We start from the raw sequence: 20,741 nt of genomic DNA on the forward strand, positions 1-20,741 counted from the left end.
CAGTCTTCCTCGCAGCCGCTTCCCAGCGAAGCAGCAGCACCAAGGTCCTGTGGAGCAGTTGGTTAGCTCGCCACCCTGTCAAGGTGGAGGTCGCGGGTTCAAGTCCCGTCAGGATCGCCGTCACGAAAGGCCCGCACCGCTCGGTGCGGGCCTTTCGTTGTGCTCCCGTGTATTGACGGCGTCGTGCGCGGACGGGTACCCCAGAACTCAGGGAATCGGGGGCCCACACCGGAGGTGGTCGCGCATGGCCGCGGCGTCCGAAGCACGGCAGTCCAGGCACGAGACGCACGCGCTGCTGCGCGCCCATCTGGCGGCCGCGTCCCGCTACGGCCACATCACACAGCAGTGCTCGGTCTGTCATCGCCTCCTGCGGCTCGCCATGGAGCTTCCCGACCCCGACGACGCCGACACGGCCGAGGACGAAAGTCCCACCACCCCATGACCAACGGCGGGTTGGACGCCCTCCCGGAAGTGGCAGGCTGTTCCTTGGCAAGACCTCACTCATGTGACGGGTGTCACTGAAAGAGATTCAGAAACCGCTTCACTTACACCCTCCCTACACCCACCCGATTTAATATGTGCAATTGCACCACCATTCCCATGAGCCCGGCGGACGCGGACGACGGCACGAGCGGGCACAAAAAAGATCGCGCTGGACCCGGCGGAGTCCAACGCGATCGATGACCAGGGGCCTGTTGGGGCAGGCGTAGGCCGGTAGAACAAGGGGTGGGCGGTCCAGGTTGGGGGACCCGGAAATGCCCGGCAAAACGGGGTGTTGCGGGTACTTCGACTACGTCAGGCCTCGCTGCGCTGCTGCGGGATGCCCGCCAGCAGGGCGCGGACCTCAGCCTCGCGGTACCGGCGGTGTCCACCCAGCGTGCGGATGGACGTGAGCTTGCCGGCCTTCGCCCAGCGAGTCACCGTCTTCGGGTCCACGCGGAACATCGTGGCGACCTCGGCGGGGGTCAGTAGCGGCTCGGCATCAGGGGTGCGAGCGGTCATGAGCGGCCTCCTCGGGAGAACCGAACCTTCTCGGTTCTTTCCTCTAAATTCTGCACCTTGACCCGCGTTGCCCGAAATGGCAGAAGCGGGCCGAGTCGGTTATAGGACGAACGGCTTGTCCTCGGCACTACAACTACACCATCCGTCCAGCCACGTCGGCCAAACCGATGGAATTGCCCTCGCAGGTGTTCATCAGCGGCGGAAGTCGATGGACCATGCCATAACGGACAGTCACGCCACTGTGACGATCAGTCACAGAGCGATCAGGAGTCCTCAGACCCCCCATAGAGTGCAATGCTGAGCGTTCCGCCCATACTTGGACGGAAGGAACCCTCCCCGGACTCCTTGTCCTATTTTGGCACGAGGGTGGGCGATGGGCGCAAGGGCGCCGTAAGTGCGATCCGTCACGCTTGAGCCAAAGGCCCGGATCGGGACCTACGTCCTACCGCCCCCACGTCCACGTCCCCGCGAGGGCACACGGTGCCCTCGCGACGCTTAAAGATCATTTACATCAGGCGGACGCGTCTTGTCGATGATCAATTCGCGAACTGCAGGTTCCGGATCGCCCGCCAGCGCTCCGCGAGCCGGCCGTACGCCTCGCTCGCCCCCTCGCCGTCGCCGTCCCGCAGCGCCGCGATCCCCTCGGCCACGTCCGCCACCGACCGGTCCTCCGCGAGACACCCCGCCGGCACGGCGTGCACCAGGCCGCCGTAGTCCAGCTCCACCAGCGCGCGCGGATGGAACTCCTCCAGCCAGCGCCCCACCTCGACCAGACCCTCGGTCAGCGGCCCCTCGTCGAGCGACTCGCGCAGCGTCCGCAGCGCCCGCGCCAGCCGGCGCCGCGCCTGCACCATCGGCGTCCGGTAGCGCATCACCGGAGCACGGCCGCCCGGCCCGTCGGTCCCCGGGACGTACTCCCGCTCCTCGTCCGCGAAGAGGGTGAACCACCGCACCGGAACCTGCCACAGGGCCGTCCTGATCCAGGGCTGCGCGTCGGGGTTGCGCACCCGCCAGCGCTCGTGGTCGGCGCACACCTGCTCCCGCACCACCGGCGGGAGCATCGCGTCGAGCACCGAGGGGGGCAGGGACCCGTCCAGCTCGGCCAGGGCCAGCCAGCCGCGCAGGCGGGTGCGCCAGGGGCAGATCACGACCACCCCGTCGAGCGACGCGACGAACGCGTCCCCGCTCTCGTGGACCGGCACCGGGACCGGCGGGGTCGGCAGCAGATCCGCGAGGGAGCGCCGCAGCTCGTCCTGCGCGGTCGGGGTGTCCGCCCGGCGCGCGTACTGCGTCCAGTGGCCCCGCTCGGGCTCGGGAAAAGCCGCCAGCGGCTCGTACACGCGCAGATAGGAGGTGTACGGGACGAGGAGGGTCGACGCCGGCGACATGTCACGAATCCTTCCATGGGGGTACTCCGGGAGAGGTGATCCTGAGCACTGCGCCGGATCTACGCCCGCGTAGGACTTACTCTCTTGCCGAAGCGGCCCCGAAACGGGCCGCAGGGCCCCTTCCCCACCCGCAGGGAGGGGCGTACAACCGCCGCTTCGTACTTGGGAGTCACCACCGTGACCGATGTGACCGACGGCGTCCTGCACACCCTGTTCCACTCGGAGCAGGGAGGCCACGAGCAAGTCGTGCTGTGCCAGGACCGCGCCTCCGGCCTCAAGGCCGTCATCGCCCTCCACTCCACCGCCCTGGGCCCCGCCCTCGGCGGCACCCGGTTCTACCCGTACGCGTCCGAGGCGGAGGCCGTCGCCGACGCGCTGAACCTCTCGCGCGGGATGTCGTACAAGAACGCCATGGCCGGTCTCGACCACGGCGGCGGCAAGGCCGTGATCATCGGCGACCCGGACACGATCAAGACCGAGGAGCTCCTCCTCGCCTACGGCCGCTGTGTCGCCTCCCTGGGCGGCCGCTACGTGACGGCCTGCGACGTCGGCACCTACGTCGCCGACATGGACGTCGTGGCCCGCACCAACCAGTGGACCACCGGCCGCTCCCCCGAGAACGGCGGCGCCGGCGACTCCTCGGTGCTCACCGCCTTCGGCGTCTTCCAGGGCATGCGCGCCTCAGCGCAGACCCTGTGGGGCGACCCGACCCTGCGCGGCCGCAAGGTCGGCGTCGCGGGTGTCGGCAAGGTCGGTCACTACCTGGTCGAGCACCTCCTGGAGGACGGTGCCGAGGTCGTCGTGACCGACGTGCGCGAGGAGTCGGTGCGCCGGATCACCGACAGGTTCCCGCAGGTCTCCGTGGTCGCCGACACCGACGCGCTGATCCGCGTGGAGGGGCTGGACGTCTACGCGCCGTGCGCGCTCGGCGGCGCCCTGAACGACGACACCGTGCCCGCGCTCACCGCGAAGATCGTCTGCGGAGCGGCCAACAACCAGCTCGCCCACCCCGGTATCGAGAAGGACCTCTCGGACCGCGGGATCCTCTACGCGCCGGACTACGTGGTCAACGCCGGCGGCGTGATCCAGGTCGCCGACGAGCTGCACGGCTTCGACTTCGACCGGTGCAAGAAGAAGGCCACGAAGATCTTCGACACCACGCTGGCCATATTCGCACGTGCGAAGGCGGACGGTATCCCGCCGGCCGCCGCCGCCGACCGGATCGCCGAGCAGCGCATGGCCGAGGCACGCCGCGGCTGATCTTGACAGGGCCGGCCCGGCGAGCACCCGTTTGGATGTTCACCCAGACCGAGACAAGACTCACCCCGGTCGGCGGGTCGGCCCGCCAGAAGAGGTTAAAATCGCGATTGACCAGCGAGGACGGGGCGCCTCGATGGTTCTGTACCGAGGCATGTGATGCGGACGGCGTACCGTATGGCCACGGAAGCAGGTACCGTTGAACCCCTACGGACCGGTCTCTCTGTCGAGAGCCCGTTCCGAATCATGAACGCGTGTCAAGACTCTGGGGCCGTCGAGCCCCGTCACCGAGGGGGTCGAGCCATGGGGCGCGGCCGGGCAAAGGCCAAGCAGACGAAGGTCGCCCGCCAGCTGAAGTACAGCAGCGGCGGGACTGACCTGTCGCGTCTGGCCAATGAGCTGGGCGCTTCGACTTCGAGCCAGCCGCCGAATGGCGAGCCGTTCGAGGACGACGACGAGGAAGACGACCCGTACGCGCAGTACGCGGATCTCTACAACACGGACGACGAGGACGAGGACGACGAGTCCGGTCCCGGCGCGTCGTCCCACCGTCACGCTTGACCTCTTAAAAAGCGCTGCTTCACACGGAAACCCGGTCCGGGGGCTACCCGGACCGGGTTTCTGTGCTGCCCGTCTCCGGGAATGCGTCTGCGGGCGCCCCGGAGAGGACTCCGGAACGCCCGCAGCGTGTCCTACCGGGCGTAGTCGCCCACCAGCTCCGCGCCCGTGGCGTGGTCGCCGCGCTCGGTGATCTCGCCGGCGACCCACGAGTCGACGCCGCGGTCGGCCAGCGTGGTCAGGGCCGCGTCCACCGATCCGGCGGGGACGACGGCCATCATGCCGACGCCCATGTTCAGGGTCTTCTCCAGCTCCAGCCGCTCCACCTGGCCGGCCTTGCCGACGAGGTCGAAGATCGCGCCCGGCGCCCAGGTCGAACGGTCCACCGTGGCGTGCAGGCCGTCCGGGATCACCCGGGCCAGGTTGGCGGCCAGACCGCCGCCCGTGATGTGGCTGAAGGCGTGCACCTCGGTGGTCCGGGTGAGCGCCAGGCAGTCCAGCGAGTAGATCTTCGTCGGCTCCAGCAGCTCCTCGCCCAGGGTCCGGCCGAGCTCCTCGACCTGCTGGTCGAGGGCCATGCCGGCGCGGTCGAAGACCACGTGACGGACGAGCGAGTACCCGTTGGAGTGAAGGCCGGAGGACGCCATGGCGATCACGGCGTCACCCGTACGGATGCGATCCGCGCCGAGCAGCCGGTCGTACTCGACCACGCCCGTGCCGGCGCCGGCGACGTCGAAGTCGTCGGGGCCGAGCAGGCCGGGGTGCTCGGCGGTCTCGCCGCCGACCAGGGCGCAGCCGGCCAGGACGCAGCCCTCGGCGATGCCCTTGACGATGGCGGCGACCCGCTCGGGGTGGACCTTGCCGACGCAGATGTAGTCGGTCATGAAGAGCGGCTCGGCGCCGCACACGACGATGTCGTCCATGACCATCGCGACCAGGTCGTGGCCGATCGTGTCGTACACGCCCATCTGGCGCGCGATGTCGACCTTCGTGCCGACGCCGTCGGTGGCGGAGGCGAGCAGGGGACGCTCGTAGCGCTTCAGGGCGGAGGCGTCGAAGAGGCCGGCGAACCCGCCGAGGCCGCCGAGGACCTCGGGGCGCTGCGTCTTCTTCACCCATTCCTTCATGAGCTCGACGGCGCGGTCACCCGCTTCGATGTCGACGCCCGCGGACGCGTAGGAGGCACCGGTGGTCTCAGACATAGGTGAGAGCTTTCGTGTCGTTACTGCGGTACTGCGGGGGTCTTACGGGCGACGGAGCGCGTCGGCGGCCGCGGTGGCGGCGGGGCCGGCGGCCAGCTCGGTCTCCAGCAGCTGCTTGCCGAGCAGCTCGGGGTCCGGGAGCTCCATCGGGTACTCGCCGTCGAAGCAGGCACGGCAGAGGTTGGGCTTCTGGATCGTGGTCGCCTCGATCATCCCGTCGAGGGAGATGTACGAGAGCGAGTCCGCGCCGAGCGACTTGCCGATCTCGTCGATCGACATGCCGTTGGCGATCAGCTCCGCGCGGGTGGCGAAGTCGATGCCGAAGAAGCACGGCCACTTCACCGGCGGCGAGGAGATCCGGATGTGGATCTCGGCCGCGCCGGCCTCACGGAGCATCTTGACCAGGGCGCGCTGGGTGTTGCCGCGGACGATCGAGTCGTCCACGACCACCAGGCGCTTGCCCTTGATGACGTCCCGGAGGGGGTTCAGCTTCAGCCGGATGCCGAGCTGGCGGATGGTCTGGGAGGGCTGGATGAAGGTGCGGCCCACATAGGCGTTCTTCACCAGTCCGGCGCCGAAGGGGATGCCGCTGGCCTCGGCGTAGCCGATCGCGGCGGGGGTGCCGGACTCGGGCGTCGCTATCACCAGGTCGGCCTCGACCGGGGCTTCCTTGGCCAGGCGCCGGCCCATCTCCACGCGGGAGAGGTAGACGTTCCGGCCGGCGATGTCGGTGTCCGGGCGGGCCAGGTAGACGTACTCGAAGACACAGCCCTTGGGCTTCGCTTCTGCGAATCGAGAGGTCCTGATGCCGTTCTCGTCGATCGCGATCATCTCGCCCGGCTCGACCTCGCGGACGAAGCTGGCGCCGCAGATGTCGAGGGCGGCGGACTCGGAGGCGACGACCCATCCACGCTCGAGCCGGCCGAGGACCAGCGGGCGGATGCCCTGCGGGTCGCGGGCGGCGTAGAGCGTGTGCTCGTCCATGAAGACGAGGGAGAAGGCGCCCCGGACGTCGGGGAGGACCTTCGCGGCGGCCTGCTCGATGGTGAGCGGCTTGCCGTCCTCGTCGACCTGACCCGCGAGGAGCGCGGTGACGAGATCGGTGTCGTTGGTGGCGGCGACGCGAGTGGTGCGGCCTTCCTTCTTGGGAAGGTCGGCGACCATCTCGGCCAGCTGCGCCGTGTTCACCAGGTTGCCGTTGTGGCCGAGCGCGATGGAGCCGTGGGCGGTCGCCCGGAACGTCGGCTGCGCGTTCTCCCACACGGAGGCCCCGGTGGTCGAGTAGCGGGCGTGACCGACCGCGATATGACCCTGGAGGGAACCGAGAGAGGTCTCGTCGAAGACCTGGGACACGAGGCCCATGTCCTTGAAGACGAGGATCTGGGAGCCATTGCTTACCGCGATTCCCGCGGATTCCTGACCCCGATGCTGGAGGGCGTAGAGCCCGAAGTACGTGAGCTTTGCGACCTCTTCACCCGGAGCCCAGACCCCGAAGACGCCGCAAGCGTCCTGAGGGCCCTTCTCGCCGGGAAGCAGATCGTGATTGAGTCGACCGTCACCACGTGGCACGCCTCCGAGTGTAGGCGAGGTCGACCACTGGTCCGAATTGGGGATATCGGCGGGGTGGCTTTCTGGTGTGATCGCACGAACTGATCCACCGGCCTGTGCCGAAAGGGCCTCGAAGGGGTCGGGAACCAAGGGGCAGAAGGGCTCGGAGCCCTTGGCGTACGGGCCTCGAAGAGGCTCTACTGGCGAGTAACCAAAAGTACGGGACCCGCTGGATGTGACGGAGTTCGCAATGCGCCGGCGCCGCGGGCGTCCCGGGGAGCGGGACGCCGTTGACAGGTGCACGCGCTCTGCGCGAGGCTCCTGCGCCATGCAGCCCGTACGTGACCGCTCGGTCACTCTCGTCGCGCGCCGACACGTGGACCTGGTCCGTGTCGCCAGCGCGATCTGTCGCTGCGCCTGAGACACGGCGGGGAAGCACCCCCGGGCCTCGTCCCGCCCGGTCCCCCCGACCCACCGCACGACTCCGTCCGGCGGTCCGCGCACACCTGAACGCGGGCCGGCCGGGACACGGCCGTGCCCCCTCCCCGTGTCCGCATCCCCGCCGGCTTCCCCGTCTGCCCTGACGCGGCCGCCTCCGCCGCTTCGGACACCTGGTCCGACCGGTCCCCCGGTCCGGACCGGGTCCGCCGCTTTCCGGCGGCATCGGCACCGGCGCATCCCTGCCGATGCCGCGACGCCCTGCCCGCGCACCGTCTCCGCGCGGTCCGTCCCCTTCACTCCGCCCAGCCCGAGGAGAGCCCCGTGCCCACGCCCAAGACCCCCCTGTCCCGACGCGCCCTCGGCGGTGCCGCCGTCGGAGCGGCCGCCGTGACCGCGCTCGGCGCGGGCGCTCCCGTCGCGGCCGCGCGGGAGGAAGGGGAGCGCCCCTTCCGGGCCGCGACCGGACGCCGGCACTCGCGGCGGCCCAACATCCTCTTCATCCTCGGCGACGACCTCGGCTGGGCCGACCTCTCCTCGTACGGATCGCCCCACATCCGGACCCCGCACCTCGACCGGCTCGCCCGCCAGGGCGTCCGGTTCACCGACGCCTACTCCGGCTCCGCCACCTGCTCCCCGACCCGGTTCAGCCTCTACACCGGCCGCTTCCCCGGCCGCACCAAGGGCGGGCTCGCCGAGCCCATCGCCGACAGGTCGGTCGGCCTGGAGCCCACCCACCCCACGCTCGCCTCACGGCTCCGCGACGCCGGCTACGCCACCGCCCTCATCGGCAAGTGGCACTGCGGCTACCTCCCCGACTACTCCCCCACCCGGTCCGGCTGGGACGAGTTCTTCGGGAACTTCGGCGGCGCGCTCGAGTACTACTCCAAGCTCGGTCTCGCCGGCGAGTACGACCTCTACGAGGGCGACGCGCCGTACAAGGACCTGCGCTACTACACCCGCGTCCTCACCGAGCGGGCGAGCGAGTACGTGTCCCGCGAGCACGACCGGCCCTGGCTGCTCAACCTCAACTTCACGACCCCCCACTGGCCCTGGATCGCCGACGGCGACGAGGAGGCGAGCGCCGAGATCGTCCGGCGCATCGAGGCGGGCGACCGCTCGGCCCTCTGGCACCAGGACGGCGGCTCGATCGAGAAGTACAAGGAGATGGTCGAGGACCTCGACCGGTCGGTCGGCGAGGTGCTGGGGGCGCTGAAGCGCTCCGGCCGGGAGCACGACACCCTCGTCTTCTTCGCCAGCGACAACGGCGGCGAGCGCTTCTCGTACAACTGGCCGCTGGCCGGCAACAAGGGATCGCTCCAGGAGGGCGGCATCCGGGTGCCGTCCCTCCTGCGCTGGCCCGCCCGGATCGACGGAGGCCAGGTCAGCGATCTGCCGGTGTACACACCGGACTGGACGGCGACCCTCCTCGAACTGGGCGGCGCCCGCCCCGATCCCGCCTACCCGCTCGACGGCACCAGCCTCGCCGGCTACCTGCTGCGCGGCGAGGAGCCGGCCGAGCGCGACCTCTTCTGGCGGGTGCGGGGCGAGCGCGCGCTGCGCCGCGGCGAGTGGAAGTACTACCGCGGCAAGACCGGCCGCGACCAGCTCTTCCACCTCACCGAGGACGCCCGCGAACAGGCCGACCGCGCCCCCTACGAGCAGGAGCGGCTCGCCGCGCTGCGGGCGTCCTGGGAGCGGACGGACGCCGGGCTCCTGCCCTACGGGGGCTGAGCCCGGCCCGGCCGGGCGTCCGTCAGGAGGCCGCCTTCGGCGCGGGCTTCGCGACCGCCGCGAAGCCCGAGCCGTCCGGGGCGGTGAGGGTCAGCCCGCGATGGCTGAGTTCGTACGTCGCCGAGTCGCCGAAGACGTCGTACAACTTCGTCTCCAGGGCCATCTCGGGACCCGTGCACCGCATGCGGGTGGTGGTGATCTCCCCGAACGTGACCGTCCGGCCCGAGATCTTCGCTGTGGTGGAGAAGCGGTTGCAGCCGAGGCTGCCCCGGACCTTGCCGTCCTTGTCGATCACGAAATGGGCCTTGCCCTCGGAGCCCTTGGGGACCGAGGAGGCGGTCTGGCCGGCGAGGAGGGACTCGACGGTCCATTCGGTGCCGTTCAGCGGGGCCGGCGGCTCGGACGTCAGCGCGACGACGTTCTCGCCGTCGGACGAGGTCAGGGTGAGCCGGTCGCCGTCGACCCGGGCCTTCAGCGCACCGGTGAACGCCTTCCGGAGCACCGTCTCGAAGGCCCCCCGCTCACCGGGACAGGCCATCTCGGTGCCCTGCTGCTGCTTCACGGTGACCGTGTCGCCCTCGACCGACACCTCGGCACCGAAACCGTTGCACCCGCTGTTGCCCGAGGCCCGGCCGTCCTTCCCGATCTCGACGTGGGCGCCGTCGGGCGCCCGGGTCTCCTTGCCGGCGACCGTCACGGTGTCGAATGCCCAGTGGGCTCCGGCGACGGGGACGTCCGGGGCGACGGAGCCGGCGCCCGGGTCGGAACCGGACCGCTCGGTGCCGCACGCCGAGAGCACGACGAGCGAGGCCAGGACTGCGGTGGCTGCGGTGGTACGTGTCTTCAGCATGGGGATGGGACGGGCGAGCGGTACGGACGGTTCCGCCCGCCTCCGCCGGGGCCTCCGACCGGGCCGGGGCCGGCGCCCCGGATCAGCCCATCAGCGGCAGCAGCGCGGCGAGGTCGGCGCGTTCACCGCTCGCCGCGACCTTGGCCGCGTCCAGCGCCTCGGCCCAGTCGGTACGGCCGGTGGCGAGCCGGATCCAGGTGAGCGGGTCCGTCTCGACGACGTTGGGCGGGGTGCCGCGGGTGTGCCGGGGCCCCTCCACGCACTGCACCACCGCGAACGGCGGGACCCGGAACTCCACCGCGCCGCCCGGAGCCTTCACCGCCAGCGCGTCGGCGAGCACCCGGGTGCAGGCGGCCAGGGCCTGCCGGTCGACCGGGATCCCGAGGCCGGTCGCCGCGTTCAGGTCGTCGGTGTGGACGACCAGTTCGACGGTCCGGGTGACCAGGAAGTCCGCCAGTCGCATCGCGCCGAACCGGGTGGGCACGAGCCGCTCGTCGGACGTGCCGGCGATCCGCTCCTCGTACCGTGCCGTCGTCCGCTCGTACAGTCCCGGCAGATCGCCGGCGTCGACGGCCCGGACGTCCTCGTCGATCCGCTCCGCGGCCGACGCCGTCGCCGACGGCCAGTCGAGCAGACCCAGTTCCTGCGCCGCCGGCTCGGGCTCGTCGAGGAAGCGGGGGACGGCACCGACCACCAGGGCCAGGTGCGCGACCAGCTCCCGTACGGTCCACTCGCCCAGCCGCGTCGGGCCGTCGAGCTGCTCCGCAGTGAGCGAGGACACCGCGTCGCTCACGTTCCGGAACTGGGCGAGCACGGCCGCCCGGGTCTTGGCGGAGTCGTAGCTGCGGGAGCGCTTCTTGGCCGGTGGCATGGGGGCGAGGGTAGTCGGAGACTGGAGGGGGAGGGGCTCGCAGCACACCTACCCGTAGGAGAGGGGTCGATCGGTCATGGCCGAGCACCCTGACGTGGCCCTGGTCCGCCGCGGTTTCGAGGCGTGGACCCGAGGAGACATGGAGACCGTCGGCTCCCTGATGACGGCGGACTGTACCCACCACGTGCCGGGCGAGAGCCAGCTGTCCGGCCACTTCAAAGGCCGGGACAACATCCTCGCCATGTACGCCAAGATGTTCGAACTCACCGGCGGGAAGATGCGGGTCGAACTGGACAGCGTCTCCGTCGACGGCCGCGGCCACGCCGTGGCGGCGAACAAGTTCTTCGCCGAGCGCGGCGACCGCGGCATCGAGATGAAGGGCGCGCTGATCTTCACCATCATGGGCGGGAAGATCACCGACATCGACGAGTGCGTCGAGGACATCGAGCAGTCCGACGCCTTCTGGGGGCAGCCGGCATAGGCGCGTCCGGGCAGGGGCACACGAGAGCCCCCGTCCGGACCCACAGGTCCGGACGGGGGCTTCGCGCAGCGCGTCGGGTCAGGCCAGCAGACCCGGGATCGTCGCCTCGTGGACGGTGCGCAGCTCCTCCAGGGAGATGCTGAACTCGCCCTGCACGTCGACCTCGTCGCCGTCCACCACACCGATGCGCGCCGCCGGCAGACCCCGGGCGCCGCACATGTCGGTGAAGCGGAGCTCCTCGCTGCGCGGGACGGACACGACCGCACGGCCGGCCGACTCGCTGAAGAGGAAGGTGAAGGCGTCCAGACCGTCCGGGACGACCAGGCGCGCACCGGTGCCGCCGCGGAGGCAGGACTCGACGACCGCCTGGACCAGACCGCCGTCGGACAGGTCGTGCGCCGCGTCGATCATGCCGTCGCGGGAGGCGGAGATCAGGATCTCGCCGAGCAGCTTCTCCCGGTCGAGGTCCACGGCCGGCGGCAGACCGCCGAGGTGCTGGTGGATCACCTCGGACCAGGCCGAGCCGCCGAACTCCTCACGCGTGTCGCCCAGCAGGTAGAGGAGCTGGCCCTCTTCCGCGAAGGCGATCGGCGTGCGGCGGTTGACGTCGTCGATCACACCGAGCACGGCCACGACCGGCGTCGGGTGGATGGCGACCTCGCCGGTCTGGTTGTACAGCGAGACGTTGCCGCCGGTGACCGGGGTGCCCAGCTGCAGGCAGCCGTCCGCGAGACCGCGGGTGGCCTCGGCGAACTGCCACATCACGTCCGGGTCCTCGGGCGAACCGAAGTTCAGGCAGTCCGAGATGGCGAGCGGCTTGGCGCCGGAGGCGGCGACGTTGCGGTACGCCTCCGCCAGCGCGAGCTGCGCGCCCGTGTACGGGTCGAGCTTGGCGTACCGGCCGTTGCCGTCGGTCGCCATGGCCACGCCGAGGTTGGTCTCCTCGTCGATCCGGACCATGCCCGCGTCCTCGGGCTGCGCCAGGACGGTGTTGCCCTGGACGAACCGGTCGTACTGGTCGGTGATCCAGGACTTCGACGCCTGGTTCGGGGAGGAGACCAGCTTCAGGACCTGGTCCTTCAGCTCCTCGCCGTTCTGCGGCCGGGGCAGCTTGCCCGCGTCGTCGGCCTGGAGCGCGTCCTGCCACTGCGGGCGGGCGAACGGCCGGTGGTAGGTCGGGCCCTCGTGGGCGACCGAACGCGGCGGCACGTCGACGATCTGCTCGCCGTGCCAGAAGATCTCCAGGCGCTCGCCCTCGGTCACCTCACCGATGACGGTGGCGATGACGTCCCACTTCTCGCAGATCTCCAGGAAGCGGTCGACGTGCTGCGGCTCGACGATCGCGCACATGCGCTCCTGCGACTCGCTCATGAGGATCTCCTCGGGCGAGAGCGTGGCGTCGCGCAGGTGGACGCGGTCGAGCTCGACGCGCATGCCGCCGGAGCCGGCCGAGGCCAGCTCGGAGGTGGCGCAGGAGAGGCCGGCGCCGCCGAGGTCCTGGATGCCCGCGACCAGCTTCTCCTGGAAGATCTCCAGGGTGCACTCGATGAGGAGCTTCTCCTGGAACGGGTCGCCGACCTGCACCGCGGGGCGCTTGGTGGGCTTGGTGTCGTCGAAGGTCTCCGACGCGAGGACGGAGACACCGCCGATGCCGTCGCCACCGGTGCGGGCACCGTAGAGGATCACCTTGTTGCCGGGGCCGGAGGCCTTGGCGAGGTGGATGTCCTCGTGCTTCATGACGCCGATGCAGCCGGCGTTGACGAGCGGGTTGCCCTGGTAGCAGGAGTCGAAGACGACCTCACCGCCGATGTTGGGCAGGCCCAGGCAGTTGCCGTAGCCGCCGATGCCGGCGACGACACCCGGCAGCACGCGCTTGGTGTCGGGGTGGTCGGCCGCGCCGAAGCGCAGCGGGTCGACGACCGCGACCGGGCGGGCGCCCATGGCGAGGATGTCGCGGACGATGCCGCCGACGCCGGTGGCCGCGCCCTGGTAGGGCTCGATGTACGAGGGGTGGTTGTGCGACTCGACCTTGAAGGTGACCGCGTACCCCTGGCCGACGTCGACGACGCCCGCGTTCTCACCGATGCCGACGAGCATGGCGTCGTTCTCGGGGGTCTTCTCGCCGAACTGCTTCAGGTGGACCTTGCTGCTCTTGTAGGAGCAGTGCTCGGACCACATGACGGAGTACATGGCGAGCTCGGCGCCGGTGGGACGGCGGCCGAGGATCTCCCGGATGCGGGCGTACTCGTCCTCCTTGAGGCCGAGCTCCTTCCACGGCTGCTCGCTGTCGGGCGTCTCGCCCGCGTGCTTGACGGTGTCGAGAGTCATGCGTTGACCAGCTTCTTCAGGATCGAGGTGAAGAATCCGAGGCCGTCGGTACGGCCCGTACCGATCAGCGGCTCGACGGCGTGCTCGGGGTGCGGCATGAGGCCGACCACATTGCCCGCGGCGTTCGTGATGCCCGCGATGTCGCGGAGGGAGCCGTTCGGGTTGAAGTCCAGGTAGCGGAAGGCCACCCGCCCCTCGGCCTCCAGCTCGTCGAGCGTGTGCTCGTCGGCGACGTAGCGGCCGTCCATGTTCTTGAGCGGGACCGCGATCTCCTGGCCCTGCTCGTAGTCCACGGTCCAGGCGGTCTCCGCGTTCTCCACGCGCAGCCTCTGGTCGCGGCAGATGAAGTGGAGGTGGTTGTTGCGCAGCATCGCGCCCGGCAGCAGGTGGGCCTCGGTGAGGATCTGGAAGCCGTTGCAGATCCCGAGGACGGGCATGCCCGCCTTCGCCTGCTCGATGATCGTCTCCATCACCGGCGAGAAGCGGGAGATGGCTCCGGCCCGCAGGTAGTCGCCGTAGGAGAAGCCGCCGGCCAGGACCACGGCGTCGACCTGCTTCAGGTCCTTGTCGCGGTGCCAGAGGGAAACGGGCTCGGCACCCGCCAGGCGGGCGGCACGCAGCGCGTCCTGGTCGTCGAGCGTTCCGGGGAACGTGACGACGCCGATGCGTGCGGTCACGACTCCACCTTCACGACGAAGTCTTCGATCACGGTGTTGGCAAGGAAGGTTTCGGCCATCTCGTGGATGCGGGCGAGGGCGGCCTCGTCGACCGGCCCCTCCACCTCCAGTTCGAAGCGCTTCCCCTGGCGGACGTCGGCGATTCCGGCGAACCCGAGGCGGGGCAGTGCACGCTGCACCGCCTGTCCCTGCGGGTCGAGGATCTCCGGCTTGAGCATGACGTCGACTACGACGCGTGCCACTGGCACTCCCGGTGGTGTGTTGCGTGGGCGGTTCCCTCAGCGTACCTGCCTCCAAATTCTACGCGGGTAGAAGTCTGGAGGACCCTACAAAAGACACGAAAGACCCACACGAAAAATTCAAGTGAAATATTGCGCGGCCCATTGCGGCGGGACACGCTGATGCAATTGGCTGGGCTTCACAATGCGAGGCCTTCCGCTGTACAAAGGAATACAGGGGAAAGCAGCATTGCCCCCGGGCAGCCGTAAAGCCGGTTCCGCCGCACGTCAGAGGCGTTCGATCCGCCGCCACGACACGGCGGACCGCAGGAAAGGACCGATATCCGTGGCTCAGCGTGTGGTGGTCACTCTCTTCGACGACATCGACGGTGGAGAAGCGGCGGAAACGGTTGCGTTCGGCCTCGACGGGAAGACGTACGAGATCGACCTGAATCCCGCCAATGCAGAGAAACTGCGCACCGCGTTGGCCCCCTACCTCGCGGCCGGCCGGAAGCAGACGGGCCGGGCGGCGGCCGGGCGGTCCGGCGGTGCGGGCACTCCCGTCGACGCGTACAAGCACACCGCGCTCGCCCCGGACCCGGCGGCGGTCCGCGCCTGGGCCCAGTCCCACAAGATGGAGGTACCGGCCCGCGGCCGGATCCCGAAGCGGGTCTACGAGGCGTTCCGCCAGGCCGGCTGAGCGGGGCCGGGCGGCCCGGCGGGCGGGCCCGGAGGGCGGGTGGCGACCCCGCCCCCGCGCGCGGCGCCGACCTGGCGCCGGGAACGGATTTGCATTGCACCCCCGCCGATCGGCTAGAGTCTGGATCACGCCGAGGGGCGAGGCCGCAGGGCCGAACCTCACGCAGCGTGCGGGTGTAGTTCAGTAGTAGAACATCCCCCTTCCAGGGGGAAGGCGCAGTGTGCAATTCCTGTCACCCGCTCTGCATCGCATTACCGACCACTCCGGTGGATCAGGTAGAGTGGTGCTCGCACCGCCCGGTGAAGCCGGTCGGAGGCATGCGGACGTGGCTCAGTTGGTAGAGCATCACCTTGCCAAGGTGAGGGTCGCGAGTTCGAATCTCGTCGTCCGCTCAGGAGCGAAGGCCCCGGTTCTCAGGAACCGGGGCCTTCGTCATGTCCGCCCGCGCCGTCCGGCCTCCTGACATTTGTCATGCCCGGTGATGACAGCGCGCACTGCCGAGCCGCCCCCTCCGCCGGAAGGCTGAGGACATGACCAACGTGATCGAGGCCGACGCACTGCGCCGCACCTACGCCGGCGGCTTCTCCGCCGTCGACGGGATCTCCTTCGCCGTCCCCCGCGGCGAGATCTTCGCTCTGCTGGGGACGAACGGGGCGGGCAAGACTTCCACGGTCGAGCTCCTGGAGGGGCTCGCCGCCCCCAGCGGCGGCGCCGTCCGCGTCCTCGGCCACGACCCGTACCGCGAACGGGCCGCCGTCCGCCCCCGCATCGGGATCATGCTCCAGGAGGGCGGCTTCCCCTCCGACCTGACCGTGACCGAGACCGTCCGCATGTGGGCGGGCTGCACCACCGCCCCCCGACCCACCGCGGAGGCCCTGGAGGCGGTCGGCCTCGGCGCCCGCGGCAAGGTACGGATCAAGCAGCTCTCCGGCGGCGAGCGGCGGCGCCTCGACCTGGCGCTCGCGCTGCTCGGCCGGCCCGAGGTCCTCTTCCTCGACGAGCCCACCACCGGCCTCGACGCCGAGGGCCGGCGCGACACCTGGGACCTGGTGCGGTCCCTGCGGGACGGCGGCACGACCGTCCTGCTGACCACGCACTACCTGGAGGAGGCCGAGTCCCTGGCCGACCGGCTCGCGATCATGCACAGCGGCCGGATCGTCCTCTCCGGCACACCGTCCGAGGTCACCGCGGCCCGCCCCGCCCGGATCCGCTTCGTCCTGCCCGGCGGGATCGAGCCCGGGCATCTGCCCCTCGGCCTGAAGGCCGCGGCCGACGGCCGTCGCGTGGAGATCCGGACCCACGCCCTCCAGGACGACCTCGCCGCGCTCCTGGCCTGGGCGGGCGACGCCGGCGTACGGCTCGACCGGCTCGACGCCCGCTCGGCCTCCCTCGAGGAGGCCTTCCTGGAGATCGCCTCCACCGTGGACACCCCCGCCCCCACCGACCTCGAAGGTGCCCGATGAACGCCACCCTCACCCGGCTCACCGCCCTCGGGCGCGCCGAACTCACCCTGCTCGGGCGGAACAGGAACAACCTCTTCATCGCCCTGCTGATGCCCTTGCTGATGATCCTGGTACTGCGGTCATCGGTCACGCAGACGGCCGAAGGCGTGTCCGGAGGCGTCGCCGGTGCCACCCTCGTCGGCGGCACGGGCATGGTGCTCCTTCTCGTCGTCTACATGGGCCTGGTCTCGGCGTACGTGGCCCGCCGCGAGGAGCTGGTGCTCAAGCGGCTGCGTACGGGCGAGGCGAGCGACCTGGAGATCCTCGGCGGCGCCGCGCTGCCGTCCGCCGCCATCGCCCTCGCCCAGTGCGTCGTGCTGGCCGTCGGCGGCGTGCTCGCCCTGGACGTCCACGCCCCGCGACGGCCCGACCTGCTGCTGCTCGGCCTGGTGGCCGCGGTGGCCCTGCTCGGCGGCCTGGCCGCGCTGACCACCGTCATCACCCGCAATGTCGAGAGCGCGGGACTGACCACCCTGCCGCTCTTCCTGGTCTCCTCCATGGGCTCGGGGATGTTCGTGCCCCGCGAGGCCCTGCCGGACGTCCTCGAGACGGTCTGCGCGCTGCTGCCGATGAGCGGGGTCATGGAGTTCGTCCGGGCCGGCTGGTTCGGGGCCGACGACACCGGCGCGCTGGTCACCGCCGCGCTCACCACACTGGCCTGGGGCGGGATCACCGTGTTTGCTGTCCGACGGTGGTTCCGCTGGGAACCGCGTCGCTAAGGGCTGTCCCGTGATCCGCGGTGGGTTGGCGCACGGCGTCGGATGCGGGGCATCGCAAGGCGGAGGGTCGCTCTCATGCTGGGTGTATTCGGGCGATCCGACAACGCAGCGTGGGGGCACCCCCGGCCGAAGGCTGGGGGAGGGCCGTAGCCGGCGTCGTGCGCCCGCCGGGGATGATGGGACAGCTCTTGGGGGGCGTCCTGTCGATCAGGCCTCCCATGATTCGGGGCGCCGGGGCGGGACTTCGACGACCGAGGGGATCCAGGGGAGGGCCGGACGGGTGTCCAGGTTGACCGGATGGTGGGTGGGCCGCAGCAGCGCGGCCAAGGTGGAGCTGTACACCCGGTGGACGTTCCACCTCTTCGCTCCCCTCGAGATCGTCGCCCTCGCCGGGATCCCGCTCTCCGCCGCCTCCTCGGCCGCGCTGCGCCCCGGCATCGCCGTCGCGATGCTCCTGATCTGCTGCGCACACGCCGTGCTGTGCGCGGTGTTCGCGTCCCGCGCCCTGGACTGGACCGTCGGGAAGCGTGACCGTCCGGTCCGGCTCGCCGTCGCCCTGGCCGCGGGCACGGCGGTCGCGGACCTGACCGTCCTCACCCTGCACACGGCCGGTGCCACCACCGATCCGTCGGTCGGCATGGGCCTGGTGACCGCCCTGTCCGCCTTCGGCGCCGGCACGCTGCTGCTGGGCCTGCGCCGGGTGCGGCACATGCTGTACGCCGTCCTGATCGCCGCCTGCGCCACCGGCGTCGCCGTCGCCGCCTTCGGCCACGGAGCGCCCACGGCCGTCGGCTGCGGTGTCGGCGTACTGATCGGCGGGGGCGGGTTCGGTACGGCGAGCGGCTTCTCCTCCTGGCTGCTCGGGATCGTCGGCGAACTGGAGCGCTCCCGGGACCTGCAGGCGCGGCTCGCCGTCGCCGAGGAGCGCCTGCGCTTCGGCCGCGACCTGCACGACGTCATGGGCCGCAACCTCTCGGTCATCGCTCTCAAGAGCGAACTCGCCGTGCAGCTCGCCCGGCGCGGACGCCCCGAGGCGGTGGACCAGATGACCGAGGTGCAGCGGATCGCCCGGCAGTCGCAGCGCGAGGTCCGGGACGTGGTGCGCGGCTACCGGGAGGCCGACCTGCGGGTGGAACTGGAGGGCGCGCGGGGCGTGTTGGGCGCGGCCGGGATCGCGTGCGCGATCGGCCCGGTGACCGACGGGCTGCCCGAACGCGTCCAGGCGGCGCTGGGCTGGGTGGTTCGGGAGACCACGACGAACGTACTGCGGCACGGGGACGCCTCGCGCTGCACGATCTCGCTTGCGGGAAAGGACGGTTCGGTGCTGCTGACCGTGGAGAACGACGGCGTGGGAGAGGGCTTCGTGATGGGGCACGGTTCGGGTCTCGCGGGGCTGCGGGAGCGGCTGGCGGCGGTGGACGGGACCCTCCGGGCGGGCCCGGAGGACGGCGGCACGTTCCGGGTGACGGCCACCGTGCCCGTACCGCGGAAGGGGGCGGCGGCATGACCGTGCGCGTGCTGCTCGCCGACGACGAGCACCTGATCCGGGGCGCGCTCGCCGCGTTGCTCGGGCTCGAGGACGATCTCGTGGTCGTCGCCGAGGCCGCCACCGGCCCCGAGGCGCTCGCCATGGCGCGGGCCCACCGGCCCGATGTCGCGGTGCTGGACCTGCAGATGCCGGGGGCGGACGGTGTGAGGGTCGCCACATCCCTGCGCGAGGAACTCCCCGACTGCCGAACCATGATCGTGACCGGTCACGGCCGTCCGGGCCATCTGAAGCGGGCCCTCGCGGCCGGGGTGCGGGGCTTCGTGCCCAAGACCGTCAGCGCCCAGCGGCTGGCCGAGATCATCCGCACCGTGCACGCCGGAAACCGCTACGTGGACCCGGAGTTGGCGGCCGACGCGATCTCCGCCGGGGACTCCCCGCTCACCGCGCGGGAGGCCGAGGTGCTGGAGTTCGCGGCCGACGGGGCACCCGTCGCGGAGATCGCCGCGCGGGCCGCCCTGTCCCCCGGGACGGTCCGCAACTACCTCTCGTCGGCGGCCGCGAAGCTCGGCGCCGAGAACCGTCACACGGCGGTGCGTCTCGCACGGGAGAAAGGTTGGGTATAGTTGGCCCCGCGCTACGGCGCATGCGGACGTGGCTCAGTTGGTAGAGCATCACCTTGCCAAGGTGAGGGTCGCGAGTTCGAATCTCGTCGTCCGCTCCATGGAAGAAGCCCCCCGGTCCTCGGACCGGGGGGCTTCTTCGTGCCCGGGGCGCGGCGCGCCTCGCCGATCGCGCCGGGCACGGCAGGATCGACGAGACGCACTTCCGGGCTAGGACCAGGTGGTGCCGGTCAGGAGTTCGTACGCCTCGATGTACTTGGCGCGGGTCGCGTCGACGATCTCCTGCGGGAGCTCCGGCGGGGGCTGCTCGCTCGCCCGGTCCCAGCCGGAGGCAGGCGACGTCAGCCAGTCGCGGACGAACTGCTTGTCGTACGACGGCTGGGCGTGTCCCGGCTCCCAGCTCGCGGCGGGCCAGAAGCGGGAGGAGTCCGGGGTGAGGACCTCGTCGGCGAGGACGAGCGTCCGGCCCTCCGGGGTGGCCTCGAAGCCGAACTCGAACTTGGTGTCGGCGAGGATGATCCCGCGCTCGCGGGCCACGTCCCGGGCCCGGCCGTACACGGCGAGGGTCGTCTGACGCAGCAGTGCGGCGGTCTCCGCACCGGCCTGGTGGGCGACCTCCTCGTACGGCACGTTCTCGTCGTGGTCGCCGACGGCGGCCTTCGTGGCCGGCGTGAAGATCGGCGCGGGCAGTTCGGAACCGTCGGTCAGGCCCTCGGGCAGGGCGAGGCCGCAGACCGTGCGGGACGCGCGGTACTCGACGAGGCCGGAGCCGGCCAGGTAGCCACGGGCGACACACTCGACCGGGACCATCTCCAGCGACTTGCAGACCAGGGTGCGGCCCGCCCAGTCGGCCGGGGCGCCGGCCGGCAGTTCGGTGGACAGGACGTGGTTCGGGACCAGGTCCTTCAGCAGGTCGAACCACCACAGCGAGAGCCGGGTCAGGACGCGGCCCTTGTCGGGGATCTCGGTCGGCAGCACCCAGTCGTATGCGGACATGCGGTCGCTTGCCACCATGACGAGGTCGCCGGCCTCGTTCCGGTAGAGGTCACGCACCTTGCCCGTGTGGAGGTGGGTCAGGCCCGGGACCTGAACAGGCTCGGGCTTTTCTACGAATCCGGACACGGTTCCTCCGCGTAGGTTGATCCAGGAGCGCTTCGAT

Annotated in this window: 21 protein-coding genes and 4 tRNA genes; 15 read left to right on the top strand and 10 right to left on the bottom strand. The window is 70.8% G+C overall.

Annotated features, from left to right (window positions below):
• Positions 1-43: 43 nt before the first annotated feature.
• Together ACE1OA_RS16410 and ACE1OA_RS16415 are read left to right on the top strand one after the other, a co-directional pair.
• Positions 44-117: transfer RNA gene (locus ACE1OA_RS16410), tRNA-Asp, on the top strand.
• Between the two features lie 127 nt (positions 118-244).
• Positions 245-442, top strand: a complete 198-nt coding sequence (locus ACE1OA_RS16415; protein ID WP_356601159.1) for a DUF6274 family protein — start codon at positions 245-247, stop codon at positions 440-442.
• A gap of 353 nt (positions 443-795) precedes the next feature.
• On the opposite strand, the gene bldC is transcribed toward ACE1OA_RS16415, so the two are convergent.
• Positions 796-1,002: a developmental transcriptional regulator BldC gene (gene bldC / locus ACE1OA_RS16420; protein ID WP_003949541.1), complete on the bottom strand. Its 207-nt coding sequence runs from the start codon at positions 1,000-1,002 to the stop codon at positions 796-798.
• A gap of 536 nt (positions 1,003-1,538) precedes the next feature.
• The gene (locus tag ACE1OA_RS16425) at positions 1,539-2,390 is read right to left on the bottom strand and encodes a hypothetical protein (RefSeq protein WP_356601160.1); all 852 of its coding nucleotides are present in this window, start codon (positions 2,388-2,390) and stop codon (positions 1,539-1,541) included.
• 177 nt (positions 2,391-2,567) lie between these two features.
• Between ACE1OA_RS16425 and ACE1OA_RS16430 the strand changes: the two genes are divergently transcribed.
• Positions 2,568-3,650 (top strand): Leu/Phe/Val dehydrogenase, encoded by a 1,083-nt coding sequence (locus ACE1OA_RS16430; RefSeq protein ID WP_356601161.1) that lies wholly within the window; start codon positions 2,568-2,570, stop codon positions 3,648-3,650.
• A 300-nt stretch (positions 3,651-3,950) separates the two neighbouring features.
• A complete protein-coding gene (locus tag ACE1OA_RS16435) occupies positions 3,951-4,208 on the top strand; it encodes a DUF3073 domain-containing protein (protein ID WP_147978655.1) in 258 nt (85 codons plus the stop codon).
• A 131-nt stretch (positions 4,209-4,339) separates the two neighbouring features.
• Here the strand turns inward: ACE1OA_RS16435 and purM are convergent, their stop codons facing one another.
• On the bottom strand, positions 4,340-5,407 hold the full coding sequence (purM, locus tag ACE1OA_RS16440) for a phosphoribosylformylglycinamidine cyclo-ligase (RefSeq protein WP_147978656.1): 1,068 nt from the start codon (positions 5,405-5,407) through the stop codon (positions 4,340-4,342).
• A gap of 42 nt (positions 5,408-5,449) precedes the next feature.
• Positions 5,450-6,976 (bottom strand): amidophosphoribosyltransferase, encoded by a 1,527-nt coding sequence (purF, locus tag ACE1OA_RS16445; RefSeq protein WP_356601162.1) that lies wholly within the window; start codon positions 6,974-6,976, stop codon positions 5,450-5,452.
• A 307-nt stretch (positions 6,977-7,283) separates the two neighbouring features.
• Here purF and ACE1OA_RS16450 point away from each other — a divergent pair, with 307 nt between their 5' ends.
• Both ACE1OA_RS16450 and ACE1OA_RS16455 read left to right on the top strand, forming a co-directional pair.
• A complete protein-coding gene (locus tag ACE1OA_RS16450) occupies positions 7,284-7,376 on the top strand; it encodes a putative leader peptide (RefSeq protein WP_361314034.1) in 93 nt (30 codons plus the stop codon).
• A 341-nt stretch (positions 7,377-7,717) separates the two neighbouring features.
• Entirely contained in the window at positions 7,718-9,127 is a 1,410-nt protein-coding gene (locus ACE1OA_RS16455; protein WP_384872754.1) for a sulfatase family protein, read from the top strand.
• A 22-nt stretch (positions 9,128-9,149) separates the two neighbouring features.
• On the opposite strand, the gene ACE1OA_RS16460 is transcribed toward ACE1OA_RS16455, so the two are convergent.
• Both ACE1OA_RS16460 and ACE1OA_RS16465 read right to left on the bottom strand, forming a co-directional pair.
• Entirely contained in the window at positions 9,150-9,977 is an 828-nt protein-coding gene (locus ACE1OA_RS16460) for an META domain-containing protein (protein ID WP_356601165.1), read from the bottom strand.
• 82 nt (positions 9,978-10,059) lie between these two features.
• A complete protein-coding gene (locus ACE1OA_RS16465; protein ID WP_356601166.1) occupies positions 10,060-10,848 on the bottom strand; it encodes a maleylpyruvate isomerase family mycothiol-dependent enzyme in 789 nt (262 codons plus the stop codon).
• Positions 10,849-10,924: 76 nt separating this feature from the next.
• Between ACE1OA_RS16465 and ACE1OA_RS16470 the strand changes: the two genes are divergently transcribed.
• A complete protein-coding gene (locus ACE1OA_RS16470; protein WP_356601167.1) occupies positions 10,925-11,329 on the top strand; it encodes a nuclear transport factor 2 family protein in 405 nt (134 codons plus the stop codon).
• A gap of 78 nt (positions 11,330-11,407) precedes the next feature.
• On the opposite strand, the gene purL is transcribed toward ACE1OA_RS16470, so the two are convergent.
• From purL to purS, 3 genes are read right to left on the bottom strand one after another with little or no spacing between them, the layout of a single operon-like run.
• Positions 11,408-13,657, bottom strand: a complete 2,250-nt coding sequence (gene purL, locus ACE1OA_RS16475; RefSeq protein ID WP_356601168.1) for a phosphoribosylformylglycinamidine synthase subunit PurL — start codon at positions 13,655-13,657, stop codon at positions 11,408-11,410.
• On the bottom strand, positions 13,654-14,334 hold the full coding sequence (gene purQ / locus ACE1OA_RS16480; protein ID WP_356779459.1) for a phosphoribosylformylglycinamidine synthase subunit PurQ: 681 nt from the start codon (positions 14,332-14,334) through the stop codon (positions 13,654-13,656). The genes purL and purQ overlap by 4 nt, the downstream gene beginning before the upstream one ends.
• Complete coding sequence (gene purS / locus ACE1OA_RS16485) at positions 14,331-14,576, bottom strand: phosphoribosylformylglycinamidine synthase subunit PurS (protein ID WP_147978663.1); 246 nt, start codon at positions 14,574-14,576, stop codon at positions 14,331-14,333. The genes purQ and purS overlap by 4 nt, the downstream gene beginning before the upstream one ends.
• A gap of 322 nt (positions 14,577-14,898) precedes the next feature.
• Here purS and ACE1OA_RS16490 point away from each other — a divergent pair, with 322 nt between their 5' ends.
• The 8 genes from ACE1OA_RS16490 (at position 14,899) to ACE1OA_RS16525 (ending at position 19,683) form a co-directional block, all read left to right on the top strand.
• Positions 14,899-15,252: a histone-like nucleoid-structuring protein Lsr2 gene (locus ACE1OA_RS16490; RefSeq protein WP_356601170.1), complete on the top strand. Its 354-nt coding sequence runs from the start codon at positions 14,899-14,901 to the stop codon at positions 15,250-15,252.
• A 169-nt stretch (positions 15,253-15,421) separates the two neighbouring features.
• Positions 15,422-15,493, top strand: a tRNA-Gly gene (locus ACE1OA_RS16495).
• Between the two features lie 78 nt (positions 15,494-15,571).
• Positions 15,572-15,644 (top strand) — tRNA-Gly (locus ACE1OA_RS16500).
• Positions 15,645-15,782: 138 nt separating this feature from the next.
• Positions 15,783-16,715, top strand: coding sequence for an ABC transporter ATP-binding protein (locus tag ACE1OA_RS16505; RefSeq protein WP_386543316.1), 933 nt, complete (start codon positions 15,783-15,785; stop codon positions 16,713-16,715).
• Positions 16,712-17,473: an ABC transporter permease gene (locus tag ACE1OA_RS16510; protein ID WP_384872741.1), complete on the top strand. Its 762-nt coding sequence runs from the start codon at positions 16,712-16,714 to the stop codon at positions 17,471-17,473. The genes ACE1OA_RS16505 and ACE1OA_RS16510 overlap by 4 nt, the downstream gene beginning before the upstream one ends.
• 280 nt (positions 17,474-17,753) lie before the next feature.
• Positions 17,754-18,980, top strand: a complete 1,227-nt coding sequence (locus tag ACE1OA_RS16515; protein WP_356601173.1) for a sensor histidine kinase — start codon at positions 17,754-17,756, stop codon at positions 18,978-18,980.
• Positions 18,977-19,585, top strand: coding sequence for a response regulator transcription factor (locus ACE1OA_RS16520; protein WP_147978668.1), 609 nt, complete (start codon positions 18,977-18,979; stop codon positions 19,583-19,585). The genes ACE1OA_RS16515 and ACE1OA_RS16520 overlap by 4 nt, the downstream gene beginning before the upstream one ends.
• Positions 19,586-19,607: 22 nt before the next feature.
• Positions 19,608-19,683: transfer RNA gene (locus tag ACE1OA_RS16525), tRNA-Gly, on the top strand.
• A 109-nt stretch (positions 19,684-19,792) separates the two neighbouring features.
• Here ACE1OA_RS16525 and ACE1OA_RS16530 read toward each other — a convergent pair.
• On the bottom strand, positions 19,793-20,704 hold the full coding sequence (locus ACE1OA_RS16530; protein ID WP_356601174.1) for a phosphoribosylaminoimidazolesuccinocarboxamide synthase: 912 nt from the start codon (positions 20,702-20,704) through the stop codon (positions 19,793-19,795).
• Positions 20,705-20,741 lie beyond the last annotated feature (37 nt).

The organism is Streptomyces sp. JL2001 (assembly GCF_050917515.1).
Classification (GTDB): Bacteria; Actinomycetota; Actinomycetes; order Streptomycetales; family Streptomycetaceae; genus Streptomyces.

Bases quoted from the DNA above. Each gene is read 5' to 3' on its own strand.
- ACE1OA_RS16415 (WP_356601159.1), top strand. From the start codon at position 245: ATGGCCGCGGCGTCCGAAGCACGGCAGTCCAGGCACGAGACGCACGCG.
- bldC (WP_003949541.1), bottom strand. From the start codon at position 1,002: ATGACCGCTCGCACCCCTGATGCCGAGCCGCTACTGACCCCCGCCGAG.
- ACE1OA_RS16425 (WP_356601160.1), bottom strand. From the start codon at position 2,390: ATGTCGCCGGCGTCGACCCTCCTCGTCCCGTACACCTCCTATCTGCGC.
- ACE1OA_RS16435 (WP_147978655.1), top strand. From the start codon at position 3,951: ATGGGGCGCGGCCGGGCAAAGGCCAAGCAGACGAAGGTCGCCCGCCAG.
- purM (WP_147978656.1), bottom strand. From the start codon at position 5,407: ATGTCTGAGACCACCGGTGCCTCCTACGCGTCCGCGGGCGTCGACATC.
- ACE1OA_RS16450 (WP_361314034.1), top strand. From the start codon at position 7,284: ATGCAGCCCGTACGTGACCGCTCGGTCACTCTCGTCGCGCGCCGACAC.
- ACE1OA_RS16460 (WP_356601165.1), bottom strand. From the start codon at position 9,977: ATGCTGAAGACACGTACCACCGCAGCCACCGCAGTCCTGGCCTCGCTC.
- ACE1OA_RS16465 (WP_356601166.1), bottom strand. From the start codon at position 10,848: ATGCCACCGGCCAAGAAGCGCTCCCGCAGCTACGACTCCGCCAAGACC.
- ACE1OA_RS16470 (WP_356601167.1), top strand. From the start codon at position 10,925: ATGGCCGAGCACCCTGACGTGGCCCTGGTCCGCCGCGGTTTCGAGGCG.
- purL (WP_356601168.1), bottom strand. From the start codon at position 13,657: ATGACTCTCGACACCGTCAAGCACGCGGGCGAGACGCCCGACAGCGAG.
- ACE1OA_RS16505 (WP_386543316.1), top strand. From the start codon at position 15,783: ATGACCAACGTGATCGAGGCCGACGCACTGCGCCGCACCTACGCCGGC.
- ACE1OA_RS16510 (WP_384872741.1), top strand. From the start codon at position 16,712: ATGAACGCCACCCTCACCCGGCTCACCGCCCTCGGGCGCGCCGAACTC.
- ACE1OA_RS16520 (WP_147978668.1), top strand. From the start codon at position 18,977: ATGACCGTGCGCGTGCTGCTCGCCGACGACGAGCACCTGATCCGGGGC.